We start from the raw sequence: 13,058 nt of genomic DNA on the forward strand, positions 1-13,058 counted from the left end.
CCGACGTCCTGGCCGTCGGCGAAGGCCCCACCGCCTGGACCGACTTCTTCACCCAACAGCTCCGCTGGTCCCGCGGCACCTACGAGACCATCCTCAAACAGTTCTGGAAGGCCCCCTTCACCCTGCCCCCGGGGAAACTCCTCAACTACACGCTTTTGATGCTCTATTACCCGATGGCCGCGCTCAACTGGCTTCTTGCCGCGATGAGCTGCACCCTCTTTCTCGTGCTGGGCGCGTCCGGAATTCATATCTCCTCGGAGGTCTGGCTGATGCTCTACAGCGATGCGGCCGCCCTCCAGATCGGCCTCTACATGTGGAACCGGCGGCACAACGTCTCCCCCCACGAGCCCGAGGGATCCGGCGGCGTCGCCGGAATGCTGATGTCCGCCCTGTCCGCCCCGATCTACGCCCGCTCGCTGATGGACGCGGTGCTGCGCCGCAAGAGCACGTTCGTGGTGACCCCGAAGGGCGACTCCGCCAGCCCGGACCGGCCGGCCACCTTCCGTATCCATCTGCTGTGGGCAGGAGTCTTCGGCGGCGGGCTGGTGGCCTCCTTCTTCCTGGGGCACACCCATGCGGCCATGCGCACCTGGGCCGTCCTCGCCCTTCTGCTCTCCCTCGCGCCACCGGTCATGTGGTACGTCGACGACCTGAGGCGGCGGCGCTCGCAGTCGGTACCGACGGCCCTCCCCGCCGCCCGTACCGAGCCGTCCCTCGCCACCACTCCCGATAAGGATTCGCTGTGCGCCTTGTGATCAGTCCACGCGTCCGCACCACGGCCGTCGGGGCGACCGCGATGGTCGTACTGGCCGGTCTCAACGCTCCGGCGGCCATCAGCTACGCCGAGCGGACCTACCACGCGTACACCATCGAGCGGCCCGGCTACAAAGCGCGCTTCGGCCACTGGGATCTGCTGGACGTCCCGGAGAAGTACCGGGTCAGCGCCATCCACGCCGCTCTGCTGCACACCGGGAAGGTGCTGCTGATCGCCGGGTCGGGCAACGACGAGAAGGGCTTCGACGCGGGCACGTTCAAGACGCTGCTCTGGGACCCGGCCAAGAACACCTTCAAGCTCATCCCCACGCCGGAGGACGTGTTCTGCGCCGGGCACGCCCAGCTGCCGGGCGGGCGCCTCCTGGTGGCGGGCGGCACCGCGCGGTACGAGGTGCTGGAGGGCAGGGTGGAGCGCGCGGCGGGGCCGATGCTGGTGAAGAACGAGGACCCGGACATGGCGCGCGGCTTCCGGCGGGGCACCGTCTTCCGGTCTCCGGACGGAAAGGCGTACCGCGCCACCCGTGCCTTCACCGTTCCCGCGGCGAAGAAGCACCAGGGCCGCAAGGGGAAGGTCACCGTGACCGCGGGTGAGGTCCGGGTCTTCGTCGAGGCGGCCGAGAAGGGCCGCGGCCAGATCCGCAAGGACCCCGCCCAGTACCGGATCGAAGGGCTGGCGGGGGTCGACAGGCGCAATCTGTACGGCCTCGCCCAGGCCATGACCCTGAACAAGCAGGACTACCACGGCATCAACGCGGCCTATGAGTTCGATCCGCGCAGCGAGCGCTATGTGCCGGTGGACCCGATGGCCGAGGCCCGCTGGTATCCCACGCTGGTCACGCTCGAGGACGGCAGGGTGCTGGCCGTGTCCGGACTGGACGACGTCGGCCAGATCATCGCCGGGAAGAACGAGATCTTCGACCCGAGGACGAAGAAGTGGTCCAAGGGGCCCGAGCGCTACTTCCCCACCTATCCGGCGCTGTTTCTGACCAAGGGCGGGAAGCTCTTCTACTCCGGCTCCAACGCGGGGTACGGCCCGGCCGACGAAGGCCGCGCCCCGGGCGTATGGAATCTGCGCCGGAACACCTTCCAGCGCGTGCCGGGGCTCAAGGACGCCGACCAGACCGAGACCTCGGCCTCCGTTCTGCTGCCTCCGGCCCAGGACCAGAAGGTGATGGTCCTGGGCGGCGGGGGTGTCGGCGAGTCCCGGCGGTCGACACCGCGCACGGCCGTGGTGGACCTCAAGAAGAGCCCGCGCTTCACCGACGGGCCCGATCTGCCGCAGGGCACCCGCTATCTGTCCAGCGTGATCCTGCCCGACGACACCGTCTTCACCACCGGCGGCTCGGTGGACTACCGCGGGAAGAGCGACAGCGACATCCACCGGGCGCAGTTCTACTCGCCGGAGAGCAACGCCTTCCGTCCGGCCGCCGCACCCGTCGTGGGACGCAACTACCACTCCTCGGCGCTGCTGCTGCCCGACGGGCGGGTCGCCACCTTCGGCTCCGATTCGCTGTACGCCGACCCGGACAACACCCAGACGGGGACGTTCGAGCAGCGGGTGGAGATCTACACCCCGCCGTATCTGTACCGGAAGAACCGGCCGGCGCTCGGGAAGGGCCCCACCGAGCTGCGCCGCGGCTCGACCGCCGACTACACCGTACGGTCCGCGGGCCGCGTGGCCGCGGTGAGCGGTATCGCCACGGCGAGGCTGATGCGGCCGAGCGCGGTGACCCATACGACGGATGTGGAGCAGCGGTCGGTGGAGCTGGGCGTGGAGCAGCACGGCCGTTCGTTGAGGCTGTCGGTGCCGAAGGACCCGGCGCTGGTGCCGCGCGGCTGGTACATGCTCTTCGTCACCGATACCCGTGGCACCCCGTCCAGGGCCCGGTGGGTGCACATCTCCTGACCGAGGTCACTCCCCGGCGGTGCGGGCCAGGTCGAGCGCGTACTGGGGCCACCACTCGCCCGCCGGGGGGCCGCCGTTGCAGGTGCCGTCGGACTCGCCCGGGCGCTTGACCCACAGGAAGCCGTCGACGCTCTCCCGTCCGGTACGGACGGTCGGCAGCTCGCCGAGGTCCCGCCCGGGGGGATTGCACCAGGCCTTCTCGTCACCGGCCACGGCGCCCCGCGCGGGGCCGTTGCCGTTCCGGCTGGTGTCGATGACGAAGTGCTTGCCGCCGAGGAACCGGGAGAGCTGCTGACCGTACGCCTCGGTGGCGCGGGTGGGCTGGAAGTTGGAGACGTTGAGGGCGAAGCCGTCGGCGTCGTCGATCCCGCTGAGCCGGAGCGGTTCCACCAGCCGGCCGCTGTTCCTGATCCAGCCGGGGTGTCCGGCGTCGAGGTAGACCTGGGTGGCCGGGAGCGCGGACAGGGTCGCGACGGCGTCCTTCAGCAGGGCGTAGCGCTGGGGGCGCAGCTCCTGGGGCACACAGCCGTCGACTGCCTGGGCGACCGCGTCGGGCTCCAGAATCACCATCGTCTCACGGTCGCCGATCGCCTCGGCGAACGCGCGGATCCACCGCTGGTACTCCACCGCGTCCCCGGCGCCGCCGGCCGAGTGGTTTCCGCAGTCGCGGTAGGGAATGTGGTACGCGACGAGCACCGGGGTACGGCCCGCGCGTGCGGCGGAGTCCATGATGGCGCGGACGCGCTCCCCGGGGCGGTCACCGATCCATTCGGCCACCGGCTGTTCCGCGATCCGCCGCAGCAGCTGTGCGTCGCCCGTGCGCCCTTCGGTCATCCACCGCCGTACCTGCCGGGCGGCAGGGGTCTGCGGATTCACCCACAGCTCGGGGTGGTCGGCCCGTACGACGTCCTCAACGCGCTTGGCGGCACGCGGCTTCGGCGCTTCGGTCGCCTTCTGTGCTTCGATCGCCTTCTGTGCTTCGATCGCCATCTGCGCCTCCTCCGCCATCGCCAGACAGCCGCTGAGCAGGAGGCCCAGTACGGCGGCCCCGGCGAGCAGGACCGAGCGCCGCGACGTGGTGCCCCTGAAGCCTTCCTCGTCCATGCGAGCCTTCCTCCTGCCCTGCGTCGGGCCTGACCGGTTCTGCGCCGACTCTCCCTCCGCCCCCCGGGGAGCAGAACTCCCCGCGCCGCAGCGGCGGAGTCGTGCACATGATTGGCGCAGCCCGGGTGATCTCATCGGGTGACCGGACGAGCATGCCGGTGCCGAGGGAGAGGACCGGGGAAAACACCGGCTGATCCCCGTTTCCCCGCCTGCGTGTGCGTCGACGTCGACAGATCCGGGCGGTGACCCGGCGGGCCGCGCCACCCTCCGGCGGAGCGGCCCGGCGTCCGGCATGACTTCGCGGGCGCGTGGAACGCGTACGGGACATCCCCGCGGTTTCCGAGGAGGCCCTCCATGACCGACGACCGGCCGGATCCGACCGACGAGGAGCTGGCGGCCCTGGACGCCCACTGGCGTGCCGCGAACTACCTGTCGGCCGGACAGATCTATCTCATGGCCAATCCCCTGCTCCGCGAGCCGCTGGCCGTCGACCACATCAAGCCGCGGCTGCTGGGCCACTGGGGAACCGCGCCGGGCCTGAACCTGGTGTACACCCATCTCAACCGGGTGATCAGGAACCGGGATCTGGAGGCTCTCTGCATCTGGGGGCCGGGTCACGGCGGCCCGGCCGTCCTCGCGAACTCCTGGCTGGAGGGCAGCTACTCGGAGATCTACCCGGATGTGGGCCGGGACGCGCACGGCATGGCCCGGCTCCTCCGGCAGTTCTCCTTCCCCGGCGGCGTCCCCAGCCATGTCGCCCCGCAGGTCCCCGGCTCCATCCACGAGGGTGGTGAGCTGGGCTACTCCCTCGCCCATGCCTACGGAGCCGCGCTGGACAACCCCGGGCTGCTGGTCGCCTGTGTGATCGGCGACGGCGAGGCCGAGACCGGACCGCTCGCCGGTTCCTGGCATGCGAACAAGTTCCTCGACCCCGTCCACGACGGCGCGGTGCTGCCGATTCTGCACCTCAACGGTTACAAGATCGCCAACCCCACGGTCCTGTCCCGCCTTCCCGAGGAGGAGCTCACCGCGCTGCTGCGCGGCTACGGCCACGAGCCCGTCCACGTCACCGGCGACGATCCGCGGCAGGTGCACCGGGACATGGCCCTCGCCATGGACCGGGCGCTGGACCGGATCGCGGAGCACCAGCGGGCCGCCCGCGAGGAGGGCTCCGGCGAGCGGCCCCGGTGGCCGGTGATCGTGCTCCGTACGCCCAAGGGCTGGACCGGGCCCCGTGAGGTCGACGGACAGGCCGTGGAGGGCACCTGGCGCTCGCACCAGGTCCCGCTGGCGGGGGTGCGCGACAACCCGGAGCATCTGCGGCAGTTGGAGGAGTGGCTGCGCTCGTACGGGCCCGAGGAGCTCTTCGACGACCGGGGGCGGCCCCGCCCGCAGGTCCTCGCGTGCGTGCCGGACGGCGCGGCCCGGCTCGGCTCCAGCCCGCACGCCAACGGCGGACAGCTGCTCCGCGATCTGCCCAGGCCGCCGCTCGAGGAGTTCGCCGTGCCCGTCAGCAAGGCGGGCGCCACCCTCCACGAGCCCACCCGGGTCCTGGGCGGTCTGCTCACCCGGATCATGGCCGACACCGCCGAGCGCCGCGACTTCCGCCTCGTCGGGCCCGACGAGACCGCCTCGAACCGGCTGGCGGCGGTGTACGAGGTCACCGGCAAGGCCTGGCAGGGGCCCCTGGCCGAGGGCGACGAGAATCTCTCCCGCGACGGCCGGGTGATGGAGGTTCTCTCCGAGCATCTCTGCCAGGGCTGGCTGGAGGGCTATCTGCTCACCGGGCGGCATGGTCTGTTCAACAGCTACGAGGCCTTTGTGCACATCGTGGACTCGATGGTGAACCAGCACATCAAATGGCTGAAGGTCTCCCGTGAGCTGCCGTGGCGCCGGCCCGTCGCCTCGCTCAACTACCTGCTCACCTCCCACGTATGGCGCCAGGACCACAACGGCTTCTCCCACCAGGACCCGGGCTTCGTCGACCACGTCCTGAACAAGAGCCCCGAAGTGGTCCGGGTCTATCTGCCCCCGGACGCCAACACCCTGCTGTCCGTCGCCGACCATGTGCTCCACACCCGCGACTATGTGAACGTCGTCGTCGCCGGCAAGCAGCCGTGCTTCGACTGGCTGGGCATCGACGAGGCACGCGCCCACTGCGCCCGCGGCGCCGGGGTGTGGGAGTGGGCGGGCACCGAGGCCACCAACCGGGAGCCCGATGTCGTCCTGGCCTGCGCGGGCGATGTGCCCACCCAGGAGGCGCTGGCCGCCGCCGACCTGATCCGCCGTCACCTTCCCGATGTGGCGCTCCGGGTGGTCAATGTGGTCGACATGACGACTCTGCTGCCCCGGCAGGACCATCCGCACGGGATGACGGACGCGGAGTTCGACTCCCTGTTCACCCGCGACCGGCCGGTCATCTTCGCCTACCACGGCTACCCCTGGCTGATCCACCGGCTGGCCTACCGCCGGACCGTCCACCCGTATCTGCATGTGCGTGGCTACCGGGAGTCGGGCAGCACCACCACGCCGTTCGACATGGTGGTCCGCAACGACCTGGACCGCTACCGCCTCGTCATGGACGTCATCGACCGGGTGCCCGGGCTCGGGGTGCGCGCTGTGTCCGTACGGCAGGCCATGGCCGACGTACGGGAACGGCACGGCTCCTGGATCCGCGAGCACGGCACGGATCTGCCGGAGGTCGCGGACTGGACCTGGTCGGGCTAGTGCTGTGACCGGGCCGTCAGCGTCCGTACATTTTCTCGATCTCCGCCGCGCAGGCTTCGACGATGGCGCCGCGCCGCAGTTTCAGGGACGGCGTCATCAGCCCGTCCCCCGGGCTGAACTCGGCCGGGAGGATGCGGAAGTCGCGGATGGACTCCGCGTGGGACACCGCGGCGTTCGCCCGCAGCACGGCCCGCCGGATCTCCTCGCGCAGCTCCGGGTCGCCGACCAGTTCCCGCGTCGGAACCCCGATGCGGTGGTGCAGCCGCTGCCAGTGGTACAGCGCCTCGGGGTCCAGGGTCACCAACGCGGTGATGTACGGCCGGTTGTCGCCCACCACCAGGCACTGCGAGACCATCGGGTGGGCCCGCAGGCGCTCCTCCAGCACCACCGGCGCCACACTCTTGCCGCCGCTGGTGATGATGATGTCCTTCTTGCGGCCGGTGATGGTCAGATAGCCGTCGCCGTCGAGGGACCCGACGTCCCCGGTGGCGAGCCAGCCGTCGCGCAGCACCGCCTCGGTGCCCGGCCGGTCGTCGAGATATCCCGCGAAGACCGTGTCACCGCGCACCCACACCTCGCCGTCCCAGGCGATACGGATGGAGGTCCCCGGCAGCGGCCGCCCGACGGTGCCGAACCGGAGCCGGCCCACCGGCTGGCCGGTCACCCCGGCCGAGGTCTCGGTGAGGCCGTACCCGTCGTAGATGGTGATCCCGACACCGGCGAAGGTCAGGCCCATCAGGCGGCTGAGCGGCGACCCGCCGGACACGGCATACCGCGCGTGGCCGCCCAGTACGGCCCGCAGCCGCTCGTACACCAGCCGGTCGTAGAGGGCGTGCCGGACCCTCAGCCCGGCGCCCGGGCCCGGTCCGCTGCCCAGGGAACGGCGCTCCACGGCCTCGGCGTAACGCACCGCCACGTCCATGGCCTTGTCGAAGAGCTCCGCCCGTCCGGCCTCCTCGGCGACGCGGCGGGCGCGGTGGAAGAGTTTCTCGAAGAAGTACGGCACGGCGTAGAGAAAGGTCGGCCGGAAGGACGCGAGAGCGGGGAACAGGGTGTCGGCGGTGACCTCGGGCTGATGGCCCAGGAGTACGCCTCCTCGCAGACAGGCCACCTGCACCATCAGGCCGTAGATGTGGGAGAACGGAAGGAAGGCGAGGACGGTGGGCTGCCGGCCCGGTGGGGCCAGGACCGAACGCCACCCCGCGAGGAGGGTGTCGCACTCCATGGCCAGATTGGCGTGGGTGATGACACAGCCCTTGGGCCGGCCGGTGGTGCCGGAGGTGTACGTGATGGTGGCTGCCGACCCCGGGTCCACCGACCGGCGGCGGTCGTGCACCGCCGCGTCCGCGATGCCACGGCCCCGCTCGGACAGCTCCGCCACACAGCCGCCGTCCACCTCCCAGATACGGCGCAGCGCGGGAAGCCCGTCGCACACCGCGCCGACCGTCATCGCGTGTTCCCCGCCCTCCACGACGATGGCGACCGCCCGCGAGTTGGAGAGGATCCAGTGCACCTGCTCGGAGGAGGAGGTGGGGTAGACGGGTACCAGCTGCGCCCCGGCCGCCCACAGCGCGTAGCTGACGAGCGTCCACTCGTACCGGGTCCGGCACATCAGGGCCACGCGGTCGCCTAACCGGATGCCGTCGGCGAGGAAGCCCTTCGCGAGGTCCATCACCGCGTCGCGGAAGGCCGTGGCGCTCACCGGGGCCCACTCCGGATTCCGCTGCTCGTCCCGCCGGGAGAGCTGTGCCAGGTCCGGATCGCGTTCGGCGACCTCGAACACCGAGTCGGCGAGCCCCCCCGAGCGCGGGCTCTCCACGAGGGGAGGCACGCTGAATTCGCGCACAGCGCCTCCTTGCCCGTACTCATGACCCTGCTTGCTGCCACCGAGAAGCGGTGGAGAGGGCAAGCTACCGGCCCGGTGGACCGCTGCCTAGTGGATCGGCGCAACCGGCGTGGCGTGTACGGCTGTTGGATGCTCCGGGACCTGAGTCCGGCGTCCGGGAGCGGCGGCGGGGCAGGAGCGAGGAGCGGCGGAGTGCGTTACTCGGTGACGCGTACGGCCGCGTCGGACGCGGCGGCCTTCTCGAGCTGGAACGCCTGGTTGCCCAGCCCGATCCGGGCGTGCACCTCGGGCTGGGCGGACCGCAGGACGAGGCCGTAGCCGACGCCGGTGACCACCGCGGCCCCGATGATGCCGGGCAGGATCCAGCCGAGCGCCGAGCCGGGTCCGGTGCCCACCAGCACGTCGAAGTCCTTGACCGCGTACACGATGATGACCGTCAGGGCGGCACAGGCGACGGCGGACGACACGATGCGCCAGGCCTGGGAACGGGCCGCTCCGCGGCGGACGAAGAAGGTGATGACGGCGACGCTGGTCGTCGCCAGCAGGAGGATGATGCCGAGGGCGCCGACATTGCCCATCCAGGTGAACAGTTGCAGCACCGGGGCGGTCGGGTCGCCGTGCGGCTTGTCGTCGGTCACCGCGAACGCCACGACGACGATGACGGACACCACGCTCTGCAGCAGCGAGCCGTGGGCGGGGGCGCCGCTGCTGGGGTTGGTGCGGCCGAAGGCGGAGGGAAGGAGTCCCTCGCGGCCCATGGCGAAGGCGTAGCGGGCGACGACGTTGTGGAAGCTGAGGACGCAGGCGAATATGCCGGTGACGAAGAAGAAGTGCAGGAGGTCGGTGAAGCCGGTGCCCAGCCGGGCCTCGGTGAGCGAGAACAGCAGTCCGGGGCCCGCCTTCTGTGATGTCTCCACGATGTCCGAGGGGCCGGTGGCGACGCTCAGCGCCCATGAGCTGAGGGAGAAGAAGACCGCAACCAGGCCGACGACGAGGAACGTCACGCGGGCGACCACGATCTGCGGACGGCTGGTCTCCTCGGCGTAGACCGCGGGCTGTTCGAAGCCGACGAAGGCGGCGATGCAGAAGGACAGGGCGGTGCCGAGCCCGGCGCCGGTCAGCGTCTCGGGGTTGAAGGCGTGCAGGGACAGGCCTTCCGCGGCGGGGTCGGCGACGGCTGCGATGTCGAAGACGATCACCATGGCGCACTCGATCAGCAGCAGTACTCCGAGCACCTTGGCGTTGAGGTCGATCTTCAGCCAGCCGAGTGCGCCGACGACCACGACTCCGGCGAGGGCCGGTATCCACCAGGCGACGGTGACATCGGCGTAGGTGGCGAGCAGCCCGGAGATCTCGAAGCCGAGGATGCCGTAGATGCCGACCTGCATGGCGCTGTAGGCGATGAGGGCCACCACGGAGGCCCCGGCCCCGGCGGTCCCGCCGAGCCCCCGGGCGACATAGGCGGTGAAGGCACCGGCGTTGTGCACATGCCGGGTCATCTCCGCGAAGCCGAAGCTGAACAGTGTCAGCACCACGCCGAGGATCACGAACAGCAGCGGCTGTCCGACGATGCCCATCACCGCGAAGGTGGTGGGCATGACGCCGGCCACGACCATCAGGGGCCCGCTGGCCGCCAGGACCGACAGCAGGAGCCCCGCCATCCCGATCCGGTCGGCGCGCAACGCTCGGTCCTGGCCCTTGAAGGTGCTGATCTCGCTCGTCCTGCCGATCGGCATGGAGGGGGTGTCCTTCCCATGGGGTGGTGGCGGTGGCGGGAGTCGTGCTAGGGGGAGCCGAGCGCGGCACGGCGCGCGGCACGGAAGGCCTTCTTGGGGTCGCGGTCGGGATAGGACCACGGGATGGTGCTGGCGTGGGTGCCGATCCGGTTGAACAGGGCAGCGGCCTCGGCCATGCGTCCTTCGTGGACCTTGGCGTGGGCGAGGAAGTTCAGATCGACCTTGTTCCGGGGGTGGTCCTCGCCCTCCCACTCCAGCCACCAGTCGAACGCGGCCTTCATGGCCTGCCGGGCCCGTCGGGTGGTCCAGTACGCCGACCGGCCGGGGTCGCGGGGTTCGGCACCGGCCAGCGCGAGAACGCGGTAGCGCTCGGTGTGCGCGATGACGGGCAGGACCGCGAGCGGGGAGTCGGCGGGGGCCTGTTCAGCGGCCCAGGAGGCGAAGTCGTACACCTCGTGGAAGGGGTCGTCACCGTCGCCCTGCTGCCGTTCCGCCAGACATGCGGTCATCAGATGGTGGGCGTGGTGGTGGTCGCGGTGGCGGCCGCGTACCTGGTCGAAGACCTGGAGCCGTTCCTCGTCGGTGCCGGTGCGCCGGGCCAGGATCAGCAGGCCCAGCCAGGGCGAGGGGTCCGCCGGTGCCATCCGCGCCGCCACCCGGCAGGCCTGGCGCGCCGCGTCGGTGGTCTCCTTGCCGCGCAGCGCGCGGAAGACCGTGGCGCAGGCGAGCAGGGCCACGGCGTCCGCGCTGTCGGGTTCGACGAGCTGCCACTCCTCCGCCCACGCGGCGCTCGCGGGGCCTTCGGCGAGGACGACGAGCCGGTGGCCGCGGCGGTCCCAGTCGTCACCGGTCGCGGCGAGCAGGGTCCGTGCCTCGGTCCAACGGCCCTGAGCGAGTGCGTCACGCGCACTGGCGAGTGCTTGGTCGTCGAGTGCGGGGTCGAAGCTCAGCCGGTCCCGGTGCCGGAGCCGGCCCAGGGGTGGCGGAGGGGGGGTCATCCGGGAGCTTCCTCCACGGCGCACGCCACTTTCTGCCCACTCGAGGGCGTCCTGATGCAGTTCTGACGATTCAGGTCGGTGGAGTGCTCGGCTCCACCACTGGCCAAAGATCACGCACAGCAAACCGGTAGTCACTGCTCCGCGTCAAGGCCGGACGGAGCGCCTGGCCCCCGATGCCCCGTCATATCGGGTAAGCCGGACGCCGACCGCGGATGACCGACGCCGACCGCGGATCACCTTCAGCCAACCGCCGTCAGTCCGCCACCGCGGAGGGCCCGTCAGCCGACCGCCCGCGCGGCCGCACGGCCCGCCGTACGGCCGGAGAAGAGGCAGCCGCCCAGGAACGTGCCCTCGAGCGAGCGGTATCCGTGCACCCCGCCGCCGCCGAAGCCGGCCGCCTCGCCCGCGGCGTAGAGGCCGGGCAGCGGTTCGCCGCCCGAACCGATCGCCCGGGAGGAGAGGTCGGTCTCCAGACCGCCCAGCGTCTTACGGGTGAGGATGTTCAGCCGCACCGCGATCAGCGGACCGGCTCCCGGGTCGAGAAGGCGGTGCGGAGCCGCGGTCCGAACGAGCTTGTCACCAAGGTACTTACGGGCCCCGCGGACGGCGGTGACCTGGAGGTCCTTGCCGAAGGTGTTCCGAATTCCACGGTCGCGGGCGGTGATCTCGCGGCGCAGCCCGGCCTCGTCGACCAGCGGTTCACCGGTGAGGGCATTCATGCCCCGGACGAGCGCGGCGAGGTCCTTCTCGACGACGAAGTCCGCCCCGTGGTCCATGAAGGCCCGGACCGGCCCGGGCACGTCCGCGCGCGCCCGCCCGAGCACCCCGCGGACGCTGCGGCCCGTCAGATCGGGGTTCTGCTCGGATCCCGACAGGGCGAACTCCTTGCCGATGATCCGGCGGTTGAGCACGAACCAGGTGTAGTCGTATCCGGTCGACATGATGTGTTCCAGGGTGCCGAGGGTGTCGAAGCCCGGGAACAGCGGCACGGGCAGCCTGCGCCCCCGTGCGTCCAGCCACAGCGAGGACGGCCCCGGCAGGATACGGATGCCGTGCCGCGGCCAGATCGGATTCCAGTTCTCGATGCCCTCGGTGTAGTGCCACATCCGGTCACGGTTGATCAGCCGGGCACCCGCGGCCTCGGCGACGCCGAGCATCTCGCCGTCGACATGCGCGGGCACACCGGACAGCATCCGCGCCGGCGGAGTGCCCAGCCGGGCGGGCCAGTTGCGGCGTACGAGCTCGTGGTTGCCGCCGATGCCGCCGGAGGTCACGATCAGGGCCTGCGCGCGCAATTCGAAGGTTCCGACGGCCTCACGGCCGCTCGCCGTGCCCCGCGCGGCCCCACTCGCCTCCAGGACCTCGCCGCTGACGGTGTCCACGCTGCCCGCCGTACGGGAGAGCCCGGTGACCCGGTGCCGGAACCGCAGCTCCACCAGACCGCGGCCGGCCGCCGCGCGCACCCGCCGTTCGAAGGGCTCGACGAGGCCCGGGCCGGTGCCCCAGGTGATGTGGAAGCGGGGCACGGAGTTGCCGTGCCCGGTCGCCCCGTAGCCGCCACGCTCCGCCCAGCCGACGACCGGGAAGAGCCGCACCCCCTGGGCTCGCAGCCAGGCTCTCTTCTCCCCCGCGGCGAAGTCGACATACGCCTCGGCCCAGCGGCGCGGCCAGTGGTCCTCGGGCCGGTCGAACGCCGCGGTGCCCAGCCAGTCCTCCCAGGCGAGTTCACGGCTGTCACGGATCCGCATCCGGCGCTGCTCGGGGGAGTCGACGAGGAAGAGGCCACCGAAGGACCAGTGCGCCTGCCCGCCGAGCGACGCCTCGGGCTCCTGGTCCAGGAGGATCACCCGGCGGCCGCCGTCGGCGAGTTCCGCGGTCGCCGCCAGCCCCGCGATGCCCGCCCCGACCACGATCACATCAGCGTCGTACGCCATGGTTTCCATCCTTGTCCGGCGGTCGGGCCCCTG

7 protein-coding genes and 1 pseudogene are annotated in these 13,058 nt (G+C 71.2%); 3 read left to right on the forward strand and 5 right to left on the reverse strand.

Features of this window, described 5'->3' with window-relative positions; translation table 11 throughout:
• Positions 1–755: pseudogene (locus ACTWQE_RS15945) on the forward strand (glycosyl transferase); the annotation flags it as partial.
• A 41-nt stretch (positions 756–796) separates the two neighbouring features.
• Positions 797–2,680 carry a galactose oxidase-like domain-containing protein gene (locus tag ACTWQE_RS15950; RefSeq protein WP_443329638.1) on the forward strand — a complete coding sequence of 628 codons (1,884 nt, stop codon included), beginning with the start codon at positions 797–799 and terminating at the stop codon, positions 2,678–2,680.
• Between the two features lie 6 nt (positions 2,681–2,686).
• Here ACTWQE_RS15950 and ACTWQE_RS15955 read toward each other — a convergent pair whose 3' ends face one another.
• Positions 2,687–3,784, reverse strand: a complete 1,098-nt coding sequence (locus ACTWQE_RS15955) for a glycoside hydrolase family 6 protein (RefSeq protein ID WP_443329588.1) — start codon at positions 3,782–3,784, stop codon at positions 2,687–2,689.
• 354 nt (positions 3,785–4,138) lie between these two features.
• Here ACTWQE_RS15955 and ACTWQE_RS15960 point away from each other — a divergent pair, with 354 nt between their 5' ends.
• On the forward strand, positions 4,139–6,511 hold the full coding sequence (locus tag ACTWQE_RS15960; RefSeq protein ID WP_443329589.1) for a phosphoketolase family protein: 2,373 nt from the start codon (positions 4,139–4,141) through the stop codon (positions 6,509–6,511).
• A 16-nt stretch (positions 6,512–6,527) separates the two neighbouring features.
• Here the strand turns inward: ACTWQE_RS15960 and ACTWQE_RS15965 are convergent, their stop codons facing one another.
• The 4 genes from ACTWQE_RS15965 to ACTWQE_RS15980 all read right to left on the reverse strand — a co-directional run bounded on the left by ACTWQE_RS15965 (position 6,528) and on the right by ACTWQE_RS15980 (position 13,025).
• Positions 6,528–8,357 carry an AMP-dependent synthetase/ligase gene (locus ACTWQE_RS15965; protein ID WP_443329590.1) on the reverse strand — a complete coding sequence of 610 codons (1,830 nt, stop codon included), beginning with the start codon at positions 8,355–8,357 and terminating at the stop codon, positions 6,528–6,530.
• Positions 8,358–8,554: 197 nt separating this feature from the next.
• Positions 8,555–10,093, reverse strand: a complete 1,539-nt coding sequence (locus ACTWQE_RS15970; protein ID WP_443329591.1) for an APC family permease — start codon at positions 10,091–10,093, stop codon at positions 8,555–8,557.
• A 47-nt stretch (positions 10,094–10,140) separates the two neighbouring features.
• Positions 10,141–11,091 (reverse strand): hypothetical protein, encoded by a 951-nt coding sequence (locus ACTWQE_RS15975; protein WP_443329592.1) that lies wholly within the window; start codon positions 11,089–11,091, stop codon positions 10,141–10,143.
• A gap of 278 nt (positions 11,092–11,369) precedes the next feature.
• Positions 11,370–13,025 (reverse strand): FAD-binding dehydrogenase, encoded by a 1,656-nt coding sequence (locus ACTWQE_RS15980; protein WP_443329593.1) that lies wholly within the window; start codon positions 13,023–13,025, stop codon positions 11,370–11,372.
• Positions 13,026–13,058: the final 33 nt, after the last annotated feature.

It is taken from the genome of Streptomyces sp. 8N706 (genome assembly GCF_052245415.1).
In the GTDB taxonomy this organism is placed as follows: Bacteria; Actinomycetota; Actinomycetes; order Streptomycetales; family Streptomycetaceae; genus Streptomyces.

What these genes read in the sequence shown, in the direction of transcription:
- ACTWQE_RS15970 (WP_443329591.1), bottom strand. Translation starts at nt 10,093, where the DNA reads ATGCCGATCGGCAGGACGAGCGAGATCAGCACCTTCAAGGGCCAGGAC.
- ACTWQE_RS15980 (WP_443329593.1), bottom strand. Translation starts at nt 13,025, where the DNA reads ATGGCGTACGACGCTGATGTGATCGTGGTCGGGGCGGGCATCGCGGGG.
- ACTWQE_RS15950 (WP_443329638.1), top strand. Translation starts at nt 797, where the DNA reads ATGGTCGTACTGGCCGGTCTCAACGCTCCGGCGGCCATCAGCTACGCC.
- ACTWQE_RS15960 (WP_443329589.1), top strand. Translation starts at nt 4,139, where the DNA reads ATGACCGACGACCGGCCGGATCCGACCGACGAGGAGCTGGCGGCCCTG.
- ACTWQE_RS15955 (WP_443329588.1), bottom strand. Translation starts at nt 3,784, where the DNA reads ATGGACGAGGAAGGCTTCAGGGGCACCACGTCGCGGCGCTCGGTCCTG.
- ACTWQE_RS15975 (WP_443329592.1), bottom strand. Translation starts at nt 11,091, where the DNA reads ATGACCCCCCCTCCGCCACCCCTGGGCCGGCTCCGGCACCGGGACCGG.